This window comes from Phocaeicola sartorii JCM 17136 = DSM 21941, assembly GCF_054653615.1.
This window is the reverse complement of sequence record NZ_BAAIFW010000006.1, coordinates 633,956-653,397: the sequence shown is the minus strand read 5'-3', so window position 1 is coordinate 653,397 and position 19,442 is coordinate 633,956. Positions and strand designations below refer to the sequence as shown.

Below are 19,442 nucleotides of genomic sequence, written 5' to 3'. Positions count from 1 at the left end.
ACATTCCTGTCACATGCTACAGAATATGAACAGCAGCGTGCAGTTTTGCTTCAAATATTTCAGTGCTTTTGTAATGAGTTTCTCCACCGCTTTTTCACTGATATTCATTTCTATGGCTATTTCCTTGTAACTCAGATACTTTTTACGGCTCAGGGTGAAGGCTGTTTTTTGTTTGTCCGGCAATGAGTCTATCAGCAGGTCAATGTGTTTGCTCAGCTGTTTGGCTATAATCTGTTCTTCCAGGTCGCAATGGTGTTTGATATAATCTTCATTGTACGCCTGTAGCACGGAGTCTCTGTATAACTCCTCGTTCAGGTGTTTTTTGTCTTGATCGAAAATGAAGTTCCTTGTCATGATGAACAGTAGTCCTTCCAGGCTTTTTTCTTCATCCAGCAGTTCCCGTTTTTCCCATAGCTTGACAAATACGCTTTGCACGGCTTCTTTGGCATCGTCTGTGGAAACCGTATAGAGGCGGCTGAAATTGTACACTTTACTCCAATACGTGGCATAGATGGAGGAAAAGGCTTCATGACTTCCCTGTCTTAGCAATGCAATAGCTCTTTTTTCATCCATCTTCTTGTGTTCTTTTTCCTATTTATAACAAAGATATGATAAATATTTAGGAACTACAACTTTTTTTATAATAAATAAAAAAACTTATGATCGGAGAGGGGGAATTCCTTTTCTGGGGCGTATTTATTATAGGTTTTGAATCAGAGTTTGTTTATGCGGAAAGGGGTTTATGCGATATGGTTTCTCTTCATCATCATTGGATGCGGTTCGTGCGTATCGGATGCTGTAGAAGAGTCATTGTGCCAGGCTCCTTCGTTTTTTTCCTATTCCGGCAGTGGATTCATTATGGTTATACTTTTGTTGGGAGGGCTTGGCTCTTGTCAATACCTGAAAAGGAAGCACGGAGAAGAACTGCCGGGGCATAGAGAAGAAATTTTAGTAAAAGAGGCAGTATGCAATTTCAGGAAAGAGAGCCTGGAGACAGGAATCTGTTCATTCAGCTCGTCTCCATGGAAAGAGAAACTGGAGGAAGTTCAAAAGGAAATTACTTCCGGAGAATATATAAAGCCGGATGATCAGGACTTGCTATACCGGGAGTTGGATACGCACTTTAAAGAATTTATAGCGGAACTCGTCACTAGCTATCCGAAAATAGGTAAGGAAAATATTTACTATTGCATCTTGTCCGGCCTAAAATTTCGGAAACGCATACTTGTATATTGCACGAGGACGTCGGCTGGAGCACTCCGTACCCGCAAAAGCAGATTGAAGAAAAATATGACGAAAGAAACATTCCAACTTATATTCGATTCACAAAAAACGCCCATTTCATCGAAGCGATTGAAATTATGGCAGTGAAAATGTAACGGTTTTGCTTGTTTTTTGTAACGGTTTTAAAGTGATAACCAAGTGATCTGTTATCATTTACAGTAGGGGCGGACACATGGGGCTGTCCCTACGTCTTCGGGTAGCCTCACTGGCAGAACGGCATAATTCCTCTCCGATAGAAGAATTTAACCTTTCCATCCGCTTGCTATTCAAAAAAAAGAGGTACATTTGTTTCATCATCAAACCATAAGCATTATGACCATCATAGCCAACCCTATTTACGATGCCGTTTTCAAATTCCTGATGGAAGACAAGAAAGTGGCCAAGATACTGCTCTCCGCATTGCTGAAAAAGGAGATCATAGACCTGGAGATGCGCCGCCACGAGTATACATCCATGGAGCAGACACGCATCTCGCTCTTCCGCATCGACTTCTCTGCAAAGATTCGCGAGAGCGACGGTTCGGAACACCTTGTCCTTATCGAACTGCAAAAGACCTGGCTGATTACGGAGACCTTGCGCTTCCGCCAATACCTGGGTACGCAGTACCTCAACAAGGAGAACATGGTCGAAGAGAAGAACGAGCACGGACAAAGACGTACGTACGGGCTGCCCATCATCTCCATCTACATCCTGGGACATCCCCTGGGTGACCTCACCGAGCCGGTGGTTTATGTGCGGCGCAGCTATCTGGACTATGACGACCATCCGCTCCCTGCTCCCGACCCTTTCATCGAGAGTCTGACGCATGACAGCATCATCGTCCAGATCCCGTTCCTCACCGGACGTACCCGCAACCGCCTGGAACGTCTGCTGAGCGTGTTCGACCAGGAATACCGGCAGCCCGACAGCGAGCATTATCTGGAAATAAACGATGAGCACATGGACGAGGAAGTGAAGTATGTGGTGCACCGCCTGCTGAAGGCCGCTGCCGCACCCGCCGTTCGCCGTGCCATGGAGATAGAGGACGAGATTCTTTCGGAAATAGAGGACAGGGATACGACAATAATGCTCAAGAATAAGGTGATAGAGGAAAAAGAACAGGTGATAGAGGAAAAAGAGCAGGTGATAGAGGAAAAAGAGCAGGTGATAGAGGAAAAAGAGCAGGTGATAGAGCAGAAAGAACAGCTCATAGAGCAGAAAGAACAAGTGATAGAACAGAACAAACAAGAAATAGAGCGAAAAAAGCAAGAAATAGAACAGAACAAGCAGATGATTCGTTCAATGGTCAAAATGCTCTGCAACAACGGAGCGTCCATCGACGAAATATCCAAACAGTTAGCCATACCTATAGAGCAAATCAAACAATATATCGAATCATAATACGATTACGGATTTTCGGTAAAGATACGGACTTGATAAAATGCGGATTCTCACAAATCCGAACAAAGAATGCAAGTTCGGAGGAAGCATATACTTGTAGAGGGAGCTTTGAAAAATAAATAATCCACGAAAATCCACATAAAACAATCATAGAAAACCACCCCCGGCAATCAATTCTATATTGCCGGCTCAATATCCTACCCAAGCAAGCATGAGCGCATTGAAAACAATTTCACCCCAGCTGCAAATGCTTATGATGGAAAAAAACGCGATCTTTTCGTAAGATACAACCCATTCATTCCAGGCTGGAAACGTGTCTGTAGACCGTTTGCCAGCCATTCACTTTTATTCCCAAATTCTTAAACGAAGTTAAATTATCCCCCTGGCCGAAGAAAAATACCGGAGAGGGGGTAGGGTGTCCTTTTCCTCCGGCAGTATTTATATAGAACGGTAAAAAAGACAATAGGATGATGACTTTAGACGAATTGAAGAAAATAATAGGACGGATGTTTGCAGGAAACCTTTCTGCTGATGACCGGAAATCCTTGGCGGAAGAGCAGCCTTTGGCCTCTTTGCTTGAGGAGCAATGGCATAACGGCAAGGAATGGCACAAGGAAGAGAAGGTGGAGCCACAGGATATGTGGAACAGCATTGTAGATGAATGCTGGAAGGAAAAGAGCCGCTCCGTTCCTGCCGGAAAGAAAATTTTCTTCACGCTGGCCGGTTGGACAGCAGTCGCTGCCGTATCGTTGTTTGCCGCATGGCTGATCGGTACCCATGTATCCTATGTCACTGTCGAAGCGCCACTGGAGGCAAAAAAGATGGTATTGCTGCCGGACAGCTCGAAGGTATGGCTGAATGCCGCCGCCAGCATCAGATATAGAAAGGATTTTGTGAAAGACAGAAAAGTGGAGCTGGAGGGCGAAGGATTCTTTGATGTGAGGAAGATGGAGGGAAAACCTTTTATCGTGCATGCCGGACAGGCGGCAATAGAGGTGAAGGGTACAGAGTTCAATGTCATGCGAATGCCGGAGACCACTACCGTGACCCTGTTTACCGGAGCGGTTGAGTTCTCTGCACCGGAGCTGGATAGCCCTGTCAGAATGAAGCCCAATGAGCAGATAGCTTATGATATACGGACGGGGCAAATCATTTTAGGAAAAGTGGACTCGGCAGAATATGACTGGCGTACGGGCAAATATAAATTTGTAGACAAGCCGTTGAAGGACCTGATTCATTTCATCAACAGGAATTATAAAGTTAATGTGACGCTGGGCGATGAGGTAAATAAAGAGGTGCTGTTTACCGGAACCATCCGAAGGGAAGAAGGACTGATGGATGTGCTGGATAAGATTTGTATAAACATGGGACTTGAGATAAGGCATAAAGACGGGGAAAAGATAGAACTATATTGATCGTGGACGGCTGTGATCCGTGTGATTTTTTTAACTATAACTAATTAATATATGAAAGACGCATGATGAAAAACACTTCGTGAACAAGTACTTCCCCTTGCTTGAGGGGAGGGTGATGTATGATTCCGGAAACCGGAATGTTTTGTTAACTTAATATTTAATCAAAATTACAGAAAATGAGAGTTTTAAAATTAAAACAATGGCATTTTACGATTGCCCTGATTGGCATGATGCTTTTTCCTGTTACGCTTAGTGCCGCTCAAGGGAGAGTGAAGGTAAAAGGCAATGCGATTACTGTGAGACAGGCCTTGAAGCAGATAGAGGCAAGTAGTGAGTACACTTTCTTCTATAAGGCGGAGGATGTGGACGATGTGAAAAAACACAATTTCAACTGTGACGGTACGATAGAGACTGTACTGGGAGAAGTATTGAAAGGCAGCAAAGTGGACTTTGTGGTGAAAGACAAAGAGGTGATCCTGACCTCTTCACAGAAAGCGGGCGCTCCTCAGCAAGCTAAAAAACGTGTCATTAAAGGTACCATTACGGACGGGGATACCAAAGAACCCATTATCGGAGCCAATGTATGGCTTAAGAATAGTTCGGTGGGCGCCATCACCGATATTGATGGAAAATACTCCATCACGATAGAAGGGGTAGGCGGTGTGTTGACTTTCTCTTATATCGGTATGAAAAGCCAGGACATAGCCCTCAACAACCAGACAGAAATCAATGTAACGCTGATGCCGGATACCGAAACCTTGGACGAAGTCGTGGTAGTGGGTTATGGTAGCCAGAAAAAGGAAAGCGTGGTAGGCGCTATCTCTACACTGGACGTAAACAAGCTGATGGTGCCGGGTGCTTCCATCTCTACCGCGTTGGCAGGACAGTTGGCGGGTGTGGTTTCAATGACCCGTTCCGGTGAGCCGGGAAAGAGCAGCGCAGCCGATTTCTATATCCGCGGTGTCTCTTCTTTCAAGGGAACATCTACTCCGCTGGTGCTGGTCGATGGTATTGAACGCGACCTTGACCTGGTGGATACGGATGATATCGCTACTTTCTCTATCTTGAAAGACGCGTCGGCTTCAGCCGTATACGGTGTGCGTGGTGCCAATGGTGTTATCTTGATTACGACAAAGAAAGGTAAAGAAGGAAAGCCCGCCATCAATGTGCGTACTGAATTCGGATTTACCAGCCCCACTAAAAAACCCAAAATGCTGGGATCGGCAGAATGGGCTGAACTATATAACGAGGCGTATGAAAGCAAGTATTATTCCGAAAGCGATATTCAAAAATACCGTGACGGAAGCGACCCCGACCTTTATCCCAATGTAGACTGGTTTGACTCGATGTTCAACGACCTGGCACAGAACCAACGCGTGAACTTAAGTGTGACCGGTGGTGGCGATGTGGTGAAATACTATGTGTCAGGATCTTTCTATCATGAAAATTCTATTTACAAAAGCGCCGGGAACATGTATGGATATGACTCGTCCATCAGATACAACAAGTTTAATTTCCGTGCGAACATGGATATCAAGGTGACTCCCAGCACTACGATGAATATCAACCTGGCCAATATCTATGAAAAGAAGTTCGGACCGGGCTTTGGCGATAATGACAGTGAAATATGGAATTATATTTTCTGGACCTCCCCCAACGCTTTCCCGTTGCAGTATTCGGACGGAACACTTTCCGGACCTTCTACCGACTCGGGCTTCAATCCTTGGAACATGTTGGTGCACTCGGGTTATCGCGAACAGTTCTGGAACTCCTCACAGTCGTTGATCGGCCTGACACAGGATATAGGAAAACTGTGGAAACCGTTGGAAGGGTTGACCGCCAATTTTAAATTCTCATGGGATGCCTGGAATACGACAGCGCAACGCCGTGCCAAAATACCTTCTTTCTATCATGCGCGCGGACGCAATGAGGACGGAAGCTTGAAATACGATGACAATAACAATGATGGCGTATGGGATCCCGTGCATACAGGAAGCAATGAATTGTCGTATGGTATAGGACGTGACGGTACGATGACTACCTATATGGAGGCTTCATTGAACTACAGCCGCTTGTTTGACGAAAAGCACCGCGTCGGAGCTTTGTTCCTTTATAATCATAAGATACATAACAAGACCCAGGCGGGCGACAAGGACACCTCGCTTCCTTACAAAAACCAAGGTTTGGCCGGACGTGTTACCTATGCTTACAAAGACACTTATTTTGCCGAAGTGAATGTAGGTTATAACGGCTCTGAAAACTTTGCCCGCGGACACCGCTTCGGTTTCTTCCCGGCAGCGGCCATCGGTTGGATGATGTCTAATGAAAAATGGTTTGAACCCCTGACTAACACGGTGGATATGTTGAAACTGAAGGGTTCTTATGGTAAAGTAGGTAATGATGATATCGGCGGCCAGCGTCGCTGGGTGTATGAATCCAGTATCGTAAGTGGCGGAGGCTGGAATTATGGCTCGGACGGAGGCAATGGCGGCGGAGGTATCCGTATTGGCGAGATTGAAAACTTATCGGCTTCCTGGGAAGAGGCGTTGAAACTGAATGTGGGTATTGAATTTTCTTTATTCAGAAAGCTGAAAGTACAGGCTGATTACTTTAGAGAAGAACGTACGGGTATTTTCTTGCAACGTGCCGGACTGCCTGCCATCGTAGGTCTTTCTACCATTCCTTATGTCAATGTGGGCGAAACCTTGAACCAGGGTATAGATGCCAATATTGAATATTCACAGCAGGTGGGCAAGGTGTTGCTGACCGCACGCGGAAACTTTACTTACAACCGCAACGAACTGGTGAATAACGATGAACCCGACTGGCAGTACAAATACCAGAACAGAACAGGAAAACCGTTCGGCTCGAATGGGGCTCTCCAGCCGTTTGGACTGGTGGCATTGGGATTGTTCCAAAGTCAGGAAGAAATTGATAACAGCCCCGAACAGACTTACGGTGAATACCGTGTAGGTGATATCAAGTATCAGGATGTGAACGGTGACGGAAAGGTGGACGACCAGGATATGGTAGCCATCGGTTATACGAACTTGCCCGAAATCACTTATGGATTCGGACTGGGTGCCCAGTGGAATAATTGGGATGTCAATGTGTTCTTCCAGGGTGTGGCACGCAACTCCTTCTTTGTAGGCGGATCTACCATCAGCAATCCGTTCAGCAGTGGAAATATGGAACGTGCAGCTGTGAATGAAGATGTATATGGCAAGGTTTGGATGTCTACCAATACCGCAGAGCAGAATGCCAATGTAATCTATCCGCGTTTGAGCCGTAGCGGTGGAGCGGGAGCTTCCAACAACTCCAAGACCTCTACCTGGTGGTTGAGAGACGGTAGCTTTATGCGTCTGAAGAACTTTGAAGTAGGCTATACATTGCCTAAGAGCATCTTGACAAAGACATTCATCAAGTCTCTGCGTTTCTATGCATCGGGAAACAACCTGCTAACTTTCAGCAAGTTCAAACTGTGGGATCCTGAAAAGGGCGGCGGACAAGGTTCCGGTTATCCTTTGAACAGAGTTGTGACAGTCGGATTTAACGCTAATTTCTAAATCACTATCAATCTATGAAAAAGATGAAACTTAAAATAAAATCGCTTTGGATGTGCTGCATCCTTGTAGGAACTTCGTTGGTCAGCTCTTCTTGTGAAGACTTTCTGGACAGACAGGAAGACGAAAAGATGACTTTTGACAAAATATGGTTGTCACGTAATACAACCAAGCAATACTGGCTCAATTCCATGTCCTTTTTGCCCAGATACAGCAACAGCTACGTGGGCGACGGTGAAGCCTACCTGGGTGCTTCGGATGAATGTACCATTGCTTACGACCGTGCTTATCGCTGGATGAACTTCGGCTCATGGAATGCTTCGGCCATACCTTATTATAAATTTGACTTTTATTACAGAGGTATCCGTGAGTGCAACATCTTCATGCAGAATGTAGACCGTTGCAGCGATCCGCTGGTCACTAAAAAGGAACTGGAAAAGTGGAAGATCCAGTCGCGTTGGGCACGTGCCTACTATTACTTTTTGCTGATGCGCGATTATGGACCCGTATTCTTGCTGGGAGATGAAACACTGGACTTCTCGGCCACTACGGAATCGTTCTACCGCCCTCGTAACACGTGGGATCAATGTGTGGACTACGTAGTCAGTGAAATGACCGCCTGTGCCAACGATCCGGCCATGCAGACTCAGAGCGAACTGGCCAAAGACGACTGGGGAATGGCTACCAGAGGTGCTTGTTATGCGGTGATCTCGCGTCTGAAATTGTATTCGGCACGTGACCTGTTCAATGGAAACACATTGTATCATAATGTGAAGAACCCCGTTGCCGAAGGTTTCCCGGAACTGTCCGGACAGAATATCTTCCCTCAGACGTATGATGCCAATAAGTGGCTGCAGGCGGCTGAAGCGGCGCACAAGGTATTTGATGAAAACACGTATTCACTGTACCGTTCTCCTTCGAACGATCCGTATGCCAACTATGCCGGCATCTTGAATGAGACGTGGAACAGCGAGCTGATCTTTACCGACGGCTATGTAGGCCGTTTCTATATCGGAGTGAATACAGCGCCTACTTCTATCGGAGGTTATGGAGCGGTAGGACCTACCCAGCAGCAAGTGGATGCTTACGCCATGAATAACGGCCGTTATCCTATTACAGGATATGACACTGCCGGTAATCCTGTGATTGACGCACAGTCGGGCTATTCGGGCGATGAGTTCGCTAAAACTACCTGGACTTATCCGTCGCACGGGTGGAGCAACTTTGGCGACTATGACATTGTCGCTCCCAACATGTATAAGGATAGAGAACCCCGTTTTTATGTGACAGTATTCTGGGGAGCTTCCCACTGGTTGCATGGAGACGCTTATACAACGACTTCGTTTGCCAAAGGTGGTAACGGAAATATCTCGCACGACTATCCCAAGAGCGGTTATCTGTGCAACCGTTTTTACGACCATCGCGTGAACTCCAGAAACAACAATTGGGGTAACGTTACTTTCCCCGAGTTCCGCTTGGGCGAAATTTATCTGAACTTCATTGAAGCAGTGTTGGAATGTAAGAAAAGAGGAGTTGCTCTTCCCGGAGGTTATGAAGCGGAGGCGATGGAGAAATGGGCGGAACTGCGCGACCGTTCGGGCATGTCTCCCATTACCGAGATTTATCCGAATGCCGGCACCGATGAACTGATTGAGCTTTGCCGTAAAGAACGCCGTGTGGAATTGGCGTTTGAAAGACACCGCTTCTTTGACACCCGTACATGGATGATCGCGACGCAGACAGATGGCGGACCGATGTATGGCATGAATACGGCCTGTCTGTTGGAGGACGGTATGAAGACCACCGAAACTCCCGAAGGTTTCTGGCAGAGAACTGTGTTTGAAACACGAGTGTTTAAGAAGAATCATTATCTTTATCCTTTTGCACAGCGCGAGTTGGATAGAAATAAACTCCTTACTCAAAATTATGGTTGGTAATATTAAAAAGGAACATCGTATGAAAAAAAGAATAATAGCAGCGTCACTCATCGGCTTGCTTGTACTCGGTACTTCTTGTGAAGATAAAAGAGATGAGTTCTTGAGTGATTATGACACCCGCATGTATTTTAGAAACAGCGACTTGCAAGAGCAGGATTGCTATATCACCGGTGATTTGACGAATTATACCGTCTCTGTAGTAAAGGCCGGCAGCGAACTGAACGCTGTGGCCGATGCCTCTGTCACGATGATGGATGAAGCGCAGTTGCTGGCCTATAACGACCAGAATGTGACAAACTACAGCATATTGCCCTCTGAGTGCTATACCTTGAACGGAGAGTTGAAGATGGATTTCGCGGCCGATGACCTGTACCGTACGTTTGATGTGGCTTTCAACCCCGAGCTGATCTATAAGCTGCCCAAGGCGAATTATGTACTGCCGATGGTGCTGAGCTCTAGCAAGACCGTGACTGAAAACAAGAATGTGATTTTTGTGAAGCCCAATCCTATCATCCCGACTATCTTTTTCGAAAAGTCAGGATTCAGCAGCACTTCATTGAGCAAAAGCGGACCCGATCAGGTGAAACTGGACCTCTCGGTTATTATTCCTCTGGCCAATAAGTGGGAGTTTGAGTACACGGTAAAGGCGGACAAGGACTTGCTGGACGCCTACAATGCAGAGCATCACACTTCGTTCCAAATGCTGCCTGCCGATGCTTACACGCTGACAGAGACGAACCGGTTCGGATTAGGTGAAAAGGTGGCGAATAACTCGATTGTGGTGGATAAGACCAAATTGGATATGGGAGAATATGTCCTTCCGTTGAGATTGACAAACTGCACGCAGCCTTATTTCCAGATTGAGGAAGAAAAGAGCGTTTGTCTGTTCAGTATCATCTATACCCCCGCCGAAATTCCTCTGTCGCTCGACATGTTGTCATCCAACGCGACACATGCCAATGACGGTACGGGCTTGCCGGGCTTGTTTGACGGCCGGGGAAGTGGCAAACACTGGCATTCCAACTGGGCCGGTCAGGTGGTTGACCCTGTATACGGACATTATATCGACTTTAAGTTGCCTAATCCTATCCAGTTCTTCGCATTTGATCTTTGGAGCCGTTTTGAAAACGCGAATGGCGCTCCTACTAAAATCGTTCTGTACACCAGCAATGACAGATCGACCTGGAAAGAGTGGCAGACTGTCAGCATGAAGTTGTCGGGAGGCGATGAAGAGTATAACTCAAGTGTGTTCAAGTCGGAAACTCCGTTCCAATACTTACGCTTCTCGGGAGTGGAAAGTAATGCGGGCAATGTGACGACGGGCTCTTACTGGAACTGTGGAGAAATGAAGATATATGGTGAATAGTTCGCTTGATTTTTTAGATTAACAGTAAAGGCTGCCATTGTATTTTTCTTTTTAAAAAATAGGTGGCAGCCTTTTTCCTTTGATAACATTAAATCCTTACCTGATATGAAAATATTCCATTTATTTCTTTTGTCGGCGTTGTGTCTTTGTGCCGCCTCTTCGTGCGCTAAAGAGAATGACACGCCGCTGAAACCTCCTACCTTTGAGATGGACGAGGCCGATTTAAGCCACAATTTCAAAAAGGAGAAAGAAGTGCTGGTTGTTCCTGTCCATACAGACCTGGCCGGTGACGCCTGGAGTGTAAAATCGAATGCCGATTGGTGCCTGGCGGCAAAAGGCGTAGACGGGAAAAGCATTACCTTGTCCGTTGCGGCAAGTGAAGAGCCCGAAGTGAGAAGCACCACCGTAGATGTAAAATCGACCATCGAAAACTACACGATAAAAATCAGCCAGCTGGGATACGGGCCTGCCATCCTGCTAAAGACGTTTCCGGAGTTTGTCAGCCCCGACGGCGGAGAAGTGGATGTGGTAGTGACCACTAATGTTCCCTATACGGCTGTCCTTCAGGAGACGGACTGGCTGAAAGCAAGCGCCGGAAAAGCCGGCAGGGCTTTGGTGGACTACGATCACCATTATTACGCTGACGCTAATAAGAGCTTTCAAGAAAGGAAAGCCACGATAACCTTTGCCGACAGCCGCACAACGGACAACCCGGCCAAACCCGCCGTGCTTACGCTGACGCAGAAGAGCCGGGAAGGCTCTCCTTCCGATGTCGTTGTCGAGGCGGACATCAAGGTGAAGCCTACAGCGGCCAAGGCGAGCGACGAGCAGCCCGGACAAGGGCTGGGATGGGCGATTGACGGTGACACAGACCCCGCCAACCATTACCATTCCGACTGGTATAATACCAAACTGCCTGTGACGCTTGAGTTCCTCTTCGGAGAAAACAAGGGCGACATGGATTACATCCTTTACTATACCCGTAACGGGAATGGCAACTTCGGCGAGTTCGATTTGTATCTGGCTACGGAAAGCGAACCCGAGTATCAGCTTTATGGCTCGTATGACTTTAAAATGCAGGGAGCTACAAGCCGGATTGATTTCGCCCGGACTCAAAAAGGGGTAAGCAAGGTGAAGTTTGTGGTCAAGAGCGGACTGGGAGGCTTCGTCAGCTGTGCCGAGATGGAGTTTTACCGCAGAAACAAGGACAAGGAACTGGACGGACAATTGCTGACGGTATTTAAGGACCTCACCTGTACAGAACTGAAAGAAGGCATTACCGATGCAGATATAGAGCGCCTTCCCGATTACTTCGGCCAGTTGGCGACAACCATCCGGAACAACACGTACGATGCGCACGAAAAGGAATTCCGCATTCAGCATTACGCTCCCTACAGCATCCCCGAAGTGTGGTCGGAAAAACTGATGACCAAGCATTACAGCTTCCTGGATAACCCTACCGGAATCTATGTGGAAAAAGGAGACTCGCTCATCATCCTGGTGGGAGACACTCACGGACAGCGTATCAACCTGCAGAATGTGGGAGAGGAAGAGACCGGATTTGGCGAGGAGAAAACGTATAAGCAGACAGCAGCCAGCGGCGATGCTTATTTCTTGAATGAAGGAGTGAACAAAATCGGTATCAAGCAGACCGGTATGTTGTTTGTAGTCTATACTACGGATTTGACTTCGCCGACGGCCAAACCTGTGAAAATCCATATCCCGCCCGGCAGCGGAAAAGTGGGAGGATACTTTGACTTGGCGCGGCATCAGACAAACGACAAGTATAAAGAATTGATAGACAAGTCGGATTATAAATACTTCTGTGTCCGTGGCAAGAACATCATATTCTATTTCCATCGCGACAAGATGAAGCAGGCCGTGCCCTATGACATACTGTCGGCCATCAATTTGTGGGACGATATTGTGGGCTGGCAGCAAGAACTGATGGGAATTGAGGATGTGCGTCCTACGCAGGTGAACAATCACTTGTTCGCTATTTCGCCCGAAGGAAGTTATATGTGGGCTTCCGAATATCGGATTGCTTTTGTATATACTTATTTGAACAACATCTTGTTGAAAGAGAATGTGATGGCGGCTAAGGACAATGCCTGGGGACCGGGGCACGAGATAGGCCATATCCACCAGAAAGCCATCAACTGGCCCAGTTCTACGGAGTCATCCAACAATCTGTTCTCTAACTATGTCTTATATAAATTAGGAAAATACTGCTCCCGCGGATCGGCTTTGAGCGAACTGGCAAAGGCCCGCTTTGTCAACCGGCAGGGATGGTATAACATGGGGGACGCCACGCATCAGAATGAATCGACCGAGATCCACATGCGTATGAACTGGCAGCTTTGGAACTATTACCACCGTTGCGGATTTAAACCGGACTTCTGGCAAACCCTGTTTAAACTGTTGCGTCAGAACCGCATTGTGGAATCGAACCCGGGGGCGGGACAATTATTGTTCGCCAAGATGGCATGTAAGGCCGCCAATCAGGATTTGACCGATTTCTTTGAGATGTGGGGCTTCTTTGTGCCGGTAGACAATGTGGCTTATTCGCAATATGGAGACTGGAACTACAACGTAACGGAGCAGATGATTGCCGACACCAAGCAATATATGTCGCAATTCCCCAAACCCAAACATGCTTTCCAGTATCTGGAAGACCGCAAGACAGGCGATGTGGGACTGGATGTGGATCCGGGCGATGTGGGATACTATACTCAGTTCAAGGAGAGTCAGAAGATAACGAAGAGCATCACTTATACCGCTACCGGCCAGACGCTGAAAATAAAGAACGGAGATGAGGCGGTGGCTTTCGAAATCTACCGGGACGGAGCAATGGTTTATTTCTCCAATTCATTCACTATTGCATTGCCGTCTGGAATTCCCGTTGCTGATGTAGTGGTCTATGCGGTGCAGGCAGACGGGAAAAGAGTTGAGGTGAAAAAGATTTGAGCTGAAAAAAATATGGAGATAAAACAAAGAATGGAGGTAAAAAAGATGTGATGCGAATCACTTTGTTTGAGAGGATAGCTTGGAGAAGAAGTGCAACTTGAGTTTTACTGTGATTGAAGTAGGGTGGCACTCTCTTCTCCATTCTTATTTTAACGGATTTACTAATCTTAATTTTGACTATCATGAAAACAAGTTTTCTTTTTCTTTTGCTGATGCTAAGTTGCTTCCGGCTGAATGCGCAGGAAGATGCGTCTTCGGCGGCGCGCGAAGAGGGTGTGGATCAGATGGAAGAGGTTCCTTTGCTGGCGGAAATCGTATTGCCTGCGGGGCAGGAGGTGAAGTGCCACGAACTGGCGGGTATATGGCAGTTTTGCCTGTTGGAGCAGAAAGCCGACGGCTATCATTTGAAACTGCTGCCTGTGATGAAATTCCTTTCTCCCGACCAGACTTTTGTGAACGTACTGGCTGCAAACAACCGGATTGTGGTGACAAATCAGGGTACCTATACAGTGAAATCAGAAACCCTGTATGTGGAGGAAATCCTGAAGACTGCTTACACCAATATCATTCCCGGTACCCGGAATGATATCTCTTATGAGTTCTTGCACGACCGTCTGATGAAGGTCTCTTTCTTTATCGGGCTGACGGAAGGGAATGGCTTAGGTTCGGAGTTTTGGTACAGAGTTTGTGACTAATGCCTGAATTGGAATAGATAATAAAAAGGCATCCGTAGAGCTTTACGGATGCCTTTTTATTATCATGCTGTTTGGAGAAACGTATCTTTATTTGATAGCGTCAGCGTATTTAGCGAACTCGCGGTCGTTGGCAGCTTTTGCAGCCATTGAAGCGTCTTTTGCGATTGCGCTCTTGATGCTGCTGCTTACCAATGAAGCATTGTTAGTGCGGGCACCAACGATAGCCATCAAGTAGTCAGTCATTGCATCCGGGTTCTTGATTGCAGACAAAGTAGCTTTTGCTTTGTTGTAATCCTTAGCCAGAATCTGAGCCTGAGCAGCGCTGTTAGTCTTAGCGTCACCGAATGAGTTGACAGCTCTGTCATACTGACCTTGTTTGATATACAGGTTACCCAAAGCTTCACCGGCAGCGTTAGCGCCTGTAGCTTTGCCCAAGTAGGTTTCAGCTGCTGCAACGTTACCCTTAACCAATTCGCAAAGACCCAGGTTGGCGTTTACTTCAGGAGCGTTAGCGTTCTTGGAAGCAGCTTGTTTGAAGTAGCTTTCTGCTTTAGCGGCGTCACCGGCAGCGAATGCCATTTCACCCAAGTTGTTATAAGCGCGGAAGTCGCTCGGATAAAGTTGGGTTGTTTTGTTGAAGATAGCTTCTTTGCGTGCGTTGTCGTTAGTCAAAGTAGCTGCATACAGCAATTCTTCTACGCTCAATACTTTAGGATCAGAGTTGAATGCTTCGTTGATTTCGTCATCGCTGCGGCCGATGATGTCATAGTTGGCAGTCAGACGTGCACGACGCAACTGAGGCAGGATTTCGTCAGCCAAAGTTTTGTATACAGAAGAGATATTCTTGATTTCAGCTTCTCTTTGTTCAGGATCATTGTACATGGAAAGAACGCGTAAGATCAAGTCCTTATCCTGTAAGTTTGATTTAGATACCAGTTCCTGGAAACCTTCCCAGTCCTGTGCAGTGTATTTTGCATCCAGATTAGTGTCGATTTTGCCTTTCTTCAACTGACGTTGCATATACTTTTCAGTGTTTGCCTCACGGTTTTCAGCCAGGCCGGTGTTCAGTTTCACACCACCATCAGGTGAAGCGTATGCAGAGATTTCGATGTTGTTCAGTTTGTAGTTCTTGGTATCAGCGTTTACTTCAGCCACTTTCTTGTGGAATTCTTTCATGTCGGCAGAATTCAACTGGTTGTTACGCAAGTTAGCTTGCTGGATCAAGAACATGATGTTGGCAGTCTGTGCGTCTTTGATGATGCGTTGGAAAGCATCGTTGGCGTAAGATGCGTTAGAGCTGGCAGCAGTAGGCAGTTCGGCAGTTGCGATGACACCATCAGCGATTTTCACTGAAGGAATAGTATAGCTCTTGCTTCCTTTTGTGATTTTGAAATCAAGGTAAAGTTCAGAGTTTGCCATTTCGGGAACATAGTCGAAAGAAGCTTTCATAGTGTAGCTACCACCTGCTTTGTAAGCGATAGTCTGGTTGTTTCCTTCTACTTTTTCGCCTTGGAATACAGCAGGCTGACCTTTAGCTTCGCCACCTTTCCATCTCAGAACGGGGGTCACTTCAACAGTTGCGTTCTTTTTGAAATACTTTTCGGGGAATTTACCATTGATTGTCACAGGCACTTTACCACCGACTGCTTCAAGCACTTCAGGGTTAGTTGTGAAATAGTCAGAAGACAATTCTCCCATCTTGCCGCAGGATGACAGGGCAAGGACCAATAAAGCCACTAGGGGCAAATACAACTTTTTAATCATAGTTACTTTATTAATTTAACGTTTGTAATGTAAAATTCGCTATAGTACGTTTTTGTGCGTCTCTTTGGGGGCAAAGATAGGAAAAAACTCTATTATGTGCTAGCTTCTTAGCCTGCTTTTTTTCAATTTATCTTAAAATAATTTAGGATATAGAACCTTTATTTACCTTTTTCTCTGAATTTGATGTTACGGGGGTGGTGTTCTATGATTTCACTGCGTAGCATGTTGCGGTCTATGTGTGTATAAATTTCTGTGGTTCCGATGCTTTCGTGTCCCAGCATGCACTGTATGGCGCGCAAGTTGGCACCTCCTTCCAGCAGATGTGTCGCGAAAGAATGGCGGAAGGTGTGCGGGCTGATTTTTTTCTTCAGGCCGATGCGGGCGGCCAGTTCCTTGATGATGTGGAACACCATGATACGGGAGATGTTTTTCCCGAAATTGCTGATAAAGACAAAATCTTCAAATCCCGGCTTTATTTTCATCAGGTTGCGGTCGGCGAAGTAGAACCTGATCTCCTTGATGGCGCGCGGTGAGATGGGGACCAGGCGCTGTTTGCTTCCTTTCCCTTCCACTTTGATGAAGCCTTCGTCGAAATAGAGTTCGGACAATTTCAGGTTGCAGAGTTCGGAAACACGCAGGCCGCAACTGTAAAGCGTTTCCAGTATGGCCCTGTTGCGCTGGCCTTCTTTGGTGCCGCGGTCTATGCTTTCTATCAGCTGGTCTATCTCCTCCACGGTCATGACTTCGGGCAGTTTGAAGCCTGTCTGGGGGGATTCCAGTAGTTCTGTCGGATCGGCTTCCAGATAGTCTTCCATGATGAGGAAACGGTAGAAAGAACGGATGCCTGACAAGATGCGTGCCTGAGAGCGGGGATGGATGCCGATATCGTGCAGTCCGGCCGAGAAGTCTTCCAGGTCTTCGAGCCGGACATCCAGTATGTTGATATTTTCTAATGTCAGATAAGCCAGCAACTTGTCCAGATCGGTGAGGTAAGCATCTACTGTATTGTCAGATAACGATTTCTCCAACTTTAAATATTGCTTGTATTTCACCAATATCTTGTCTGTTTTCTCGGTTCTTTTCATTTCTTTTTCCTACCTTTGTACCCAAATTCCCTGCAAAGGTAGAAAAAGTTTAGATATAGTATAAATATGAAAATACAAATTATTAATGGACCTAATATCAATTTATTAGGAAAACGGGAACCTTCCATTTATGGCGCTGTCTCATTTGAAGACTATCTGGTGGAACTGCGCCGCGCTTATCCGGACATTGAAATAGCCTATTATCAGTCGAATGTGGAAGGTGAGATGATCAACAAAATACACGAAGTGGGTTTTGACTATGACGGCATTGTCCTGAATGCGGGAGCTTACACACATACTTCCATCGCTTTGCAGGATGCCATCCGCGCCGTGACAGCTCCCGTGGTCGAGGTACACATCTCGAATGTGCATACCCGTGAGGAGTTCCGCCATAAGTCAATGATCTCCTGCGCTTGTGTGGGGGTGATCTGCGGGTTCGGGCTTCATTCCTATCGCTTGGCGGTTGAAGCCTTGTTAATGAGAAAATAAAAAGTTTAGGTATAATATAAGGTGATAAGATTATGATGTTGAAACAAACAAAAATCGTAGCGTCCATCTCAGATCAGCGTTGCGAGGTAGAGTTTATAAGAGATCTTTTCAAGGCGGGTATGAATGTGGTCCGGATGAATACGGCCCATGCTTCGCGTGAAGGTTTTGAAAAGTTGATAACCAATGTACGTGAGGTGTCCAACCGCATTGCCATATTGATGGATACGAAAGGCCCCGAAGTACGTACTACCGCTATCGCGGGCGGCGAGCCTATCCCTTATCAGACGGGTGACAAAGTGAAGATTGTAGGCAATCCTGCACAGGAAACCACTCGTGAGTGCATTGCTGTGTCTTATCCCGGTTTTGTGCACGATCTTCAGGTGGACGGTGATATCTTGATTGATGATGGTGACCTGGAGCTGCGCGTGATGGAGAAGACGGATGACTATCTGCTGTGCGAGGTGCAGAATGAAGCCACTCTGGGCAACCGTAAGAGCGTGAATGTACCGGGCGTGCGCATCAATCTTCCTTCTCTGACAGAAAAAGACCGTAACAATATACTGTATGCGATTGAAAAGGACATTGATTTCATAGCACACTCGTTTGTCCGTAATAAACAAGACGTACTGGATATCCGCCAGATACTGGATGCATACGGCAGTGACATCAAGATTGTCGCCAAGATAGAGAACCAGGAGGGCGTGGACAACATTGACGAGATTCTGGAAGTGGCCGACGGAATCATGGTGGCTCGTGGCGACCTGGGCATTGAGGTTCCTCAAGAACGCATTCCCGGCATCCAGCGTCTGCTGATCAAGAAATGTATCCTGGCCAAGAAACCGGTCATTGTCGCTACCCAGATGCTGCATACCATGATTAATAATCCGCGTCCTACCCGTGCTGAGGTGACCGACATTGCCAATGCCATTTACTACCGCACGGACGCGCTGATGCTGAGCGGGGAGACGGCATACGGTAAATATCCGGTGGAAGCCGTGAAGACGATGGCCAAGATTGCGGCACAGGCCGAGAAAGACAAGCTGGCGGAGAACGATATCCGTATTCCTTTGGACGATAACTCCAATGATGTGACTGCTTTCCTGGCCAAACAAGCGGTGAAGGCTACCAGCAAACTGAGTATCCGCGCCATTATCACCGACAGTTTCAGCGGACGTACCGCACGCAATATCGCCGCTTTCCGTGGCAAATATCCGGTACTGGCCATCTGCTATAAAGAAAAGACGATGCGCCATCTGGCTTTGTCATACGGAGTGGAGGCTATCTATATGCCCGAGAAGGCGAACGGACAGGCATATTATTTCGCCGCCTTGCGCAAATTGCTGGATGACGGCGTGTTGAGTGAAAGCGACATGGTGGCCTATCTGAGCAGTGGCAAGCAAGGTACGCGGACCTCATTCCTTGAGATCAATGTAGTGGGAGATGTGTTGAAGTATGCCATGGATTATGTGTTGCCTAACCGTAACCGTTATCTGTAAC

General features: G+C 46.8%; 13 protein-coding genes. 10 read left to right on the top strand and 3 right to left on the bottom strand.

Annotated elements, in window-relative coordinates:
• Positions 1 to 9 precede the first annotated feature (9 nt).
• Complete coding sequence (locus ACYQ0C_RS19645) at positions 10 to 573, bottom strand: RNA polymerase sigma-70 factor (RefSeq protein ID WP_016277316.1); 564 nt, start codon at positions 571 to 573, stop codon at positions 10 to 12.
• A 153-nt stretch (positions 574 to 726) separates the two neighbouring features.
• Between ACYQ0C_RS19645 and ACYQ0C_RS19640 the strand changes: the two genes are divergently transcribed.
• From ACYQ0C_RS19640 to ACYQ0C_RS19605, 8 genes are all read left to right on the top strand, one after another.
• Entirely contained in the window at positions 727 to 1,371 is a 645-nt protein-coding gene (locus ACYQ0C_RS19640) for a hypothetical protein (RefSeq protein ID WP_025077151.1), read from the top strand.
• Positions 1,372 to 1,596: 225 nt separating this feature from the next.
• On the top strand, positions 1,597 to 2,664 hold the full coding sequence (locus ACYQ0C_RS19635) for a hypothetical protein (protein ID WP_016277318.1): 1,068 nt from the start codon (positions 1,597 to 1,599) through the stop codon (positions 2,662 to 2,664).
• Between the two features lie 467 nt (positions 2,665 to 3,131).
• Positions 3,132 to 4,079 carry a FecR family protein gene (locus tag ACYQ0C_RS19630; protein ID WP_016277320.1) on the top strand — a complete coding sequence of 316 codons (948 nt, stop codon included), beginning with the start codon at positions 3,132 to 3,134 and terminating at the stop codon, positions 4,077 to 4,079.
• 176 nt (positions 4,080 to 4,255) lie between these two features.
• Positions 4,256 to 7,645, top strand: a complete 3,390-nt coding sequence (locus ACYQ0C_RS19625; protein ID WP_016277321.1) for a TonB-dependent receptor — start codon at positions 4,256 to 4,258, stop codon at positions 7,643 to 7,645.
• 23 nt (positions 7,646 to 7,668) lie between these two features.
• Positions 7,669 to 9,579, top strand: a complete 1,911-nt coding sequence (locus ACYQ0C_RS19620; protein WP_032942010.1) for a RagB/SusD family nutrient uptake outer membrane protein — start codon at positions 7,669 to 7,671, stop codon at positions 9,577 to 9,579.
• 19 nt (positions 9,580 to 9,598) lie between these two features.
• A complete protein-coding gene (locus ACYQ0C_RS19615; protein ID WP_016277323.1) occupies positions 9,599 to 10,945 on the top strand; it encodes a BT_3987 domain-containing protein in 1,347 nt (448 codons plus the stop codon).
• A 105-nt stretch (positions 10,946 to 11,050) separates the two neighbouring features.
• On the top strand, positions 11,051 to 13,912 hold the full coding sequence (locus tag ACYQ0C_RS19610) for a M60 family metallopeptidase (RefSeq protein WP_016277324.1): 2,862 nt from the start codon (positions 11,051 to 11,053) through the stop codon (positions 13,910 to 13,912).
• Between the two features lie 182 nt (positions 13,913 to 14,094).
• Positions 14,095 to 14,607: a DUF4488 domain-containing protein gene (locus tag ACYQ0C_RS19605; RefSeq protein WP_016277325.1), complete on the top strand. Its 513-nt coding sequence runs from the start codon at positions 14,095 to 14,097 to the stop codon at positions 14,605 to 14,607.
• Between the two features lie 87 nt (positions 14,608 to 14,694).
• Here ACYQ0C_RS19605 and ACYQ0C_RS19600 read toward each other — a convergent pair whose 3' ends face one another.
• Positions 14,695 to 16,371 (bottom strand): tetratricopeptide repeat protein, encoded by a 1,677-nt coding sequence (locus ACYQ0C_RS19600; RefSeq protein ID WP_016277326.1) that lies wholly within the window; start codon positions 16,369 to 16,371, stop codon positions 14,695 to 14,697.
• A 158-nt stretch (positions 16,372 to 16,529) separates the two neighbouring features.
• Complete coding sequence (gene xerD, locus ACYQ0C_RS19595; protein WP_016277327.1) at positions 16,530 to 17,456, bottom strand: site-specific tyrosine recombinase XerD; 927 nt, start codon at positions 17,454 to 17,456, stop codon at positions 16,530 to 16,532.
• 66 nt (positions 17,457 to 17,522) lie between these two features.
• Between xerD and aroQ the strand changes: the two genes are divergently transcribed.
• A complete protein-coding gene (gene aroQ, locus ACYQ0C_RS19590; protein ID WP_016277328.1) occupies positions 17,523 to 17,945 on the top strand; it encodes a type II 3-dehydroquinate dehydratase in 423 nt (140 codons plus the stop codon).
• 32 nt (positions 17,946 to 17,977) lie between these two features.
• Positions 17,978 to 19,441 carry a pyruvate kinase gene (pyk, locus tag ACYQ0C_RS19585; protein WP_016277329.1) on the top strand — a complete coding sequence of 488 codons (1,464 nt, stop codon included), beginning with the start codon at positions 17,978 to 17,980 and terminating at the stop codon, positions 19,439 to 19,441.
• Position 19,442: the final 1 nt, after the last annotated feature.

Bases quoted from the DNA above. Each gene is read 5' to 3' on its own strand.
- ACYQ0C_RS19645 (WP_016277316.1), bottom strand. From the start codon at position 573: ATGGATGAAAAAAGAGCTATTGCATTGCTAAGACAGGGAAGTCATGAA.
- ACYQ0C_RS19605 (WP_016277325.1), top strand. From the start codon at position 14,095: ATGAAAACAAGTTTTCTTTTTCTTTTGCTGATGCTAAGTTGCTTCCGG.
- ACYQ0C_RS19635 (WP_016277318.1), top strand. From the start codon at position 1,597: ATGACCATCATAGCCAACCCTATTTACGATGCCGTTTTCAAATTCCTG.
- ACYQ0C_RS19600 (WP_016277326.1), bottom strand. From the start codon at position 16,371: ATGATTAAAAAGTTGTATTTGCCCCTAGTGGCTTTATTGGTCCTTGCC.
- ACYQ0C_RS19640 (WP_025077151.1), top strand. From the start codon at position 727: ATGCGGAAAGGGGTTTATGCGATATGGTTTCTCTTCATCATCATTGGA.
- ACYQ0C_RS19615 (WP_016277323.1), top strand. From the start codon at position 9,599: ATGAAAAAAAGAATAATAGCAGCGTCACTCATCGGCTTGCTTGTACTC.
- ACYQ0C_RS19620 (WP_032942010.1), top strand. From the start codon at position 7,669: ATGAAACTTAAAATAAAATCGCTTTGGATGTGCTGCATCCTTGTAGGA.
- aroQ (WP_016277328.1), top strand. From the start codon at position 17,523: ATGAAAATACAAATTATTAATGGACCTAATATCAATTTATTAGGAAAA.
- xerD (WP_016277327.1), bottom strand. From the start codon at position 17,456: ATGAAAAGAACCGAGAAAACAGACAAGATATTGGTGAAATACAAGCAA.
- pyk (WP_016277329.1), top strand. From the start codon at position 17,978: ATGATGTTGAAACAAACAAAAATCGTAGCGTCCATCTCAGATCAGCGT.
- ACYQ0C_RS19625 (WP_016277321.1), top strand. From the start codon at position 4,256: ATGAGAGTTTTAAAATTAAAACAATGGCATTTTACGATTGCCCTGATT.
- ACYQ0C_RS19630 (WP_016277320.1), top strand. From the start codon at position 3,132: ATGATGACTTTAGACGAATTGAAGAAAATAATAGGACGGATGTTTGCA.
- ACYQ0C_RS19610 (WP_016277324.1), top strand. From the start codon at position 11,051: ATGAAAATATTCCATTTATTTCTTTTGTCGGCGTTGTGTCTTTGTGCC.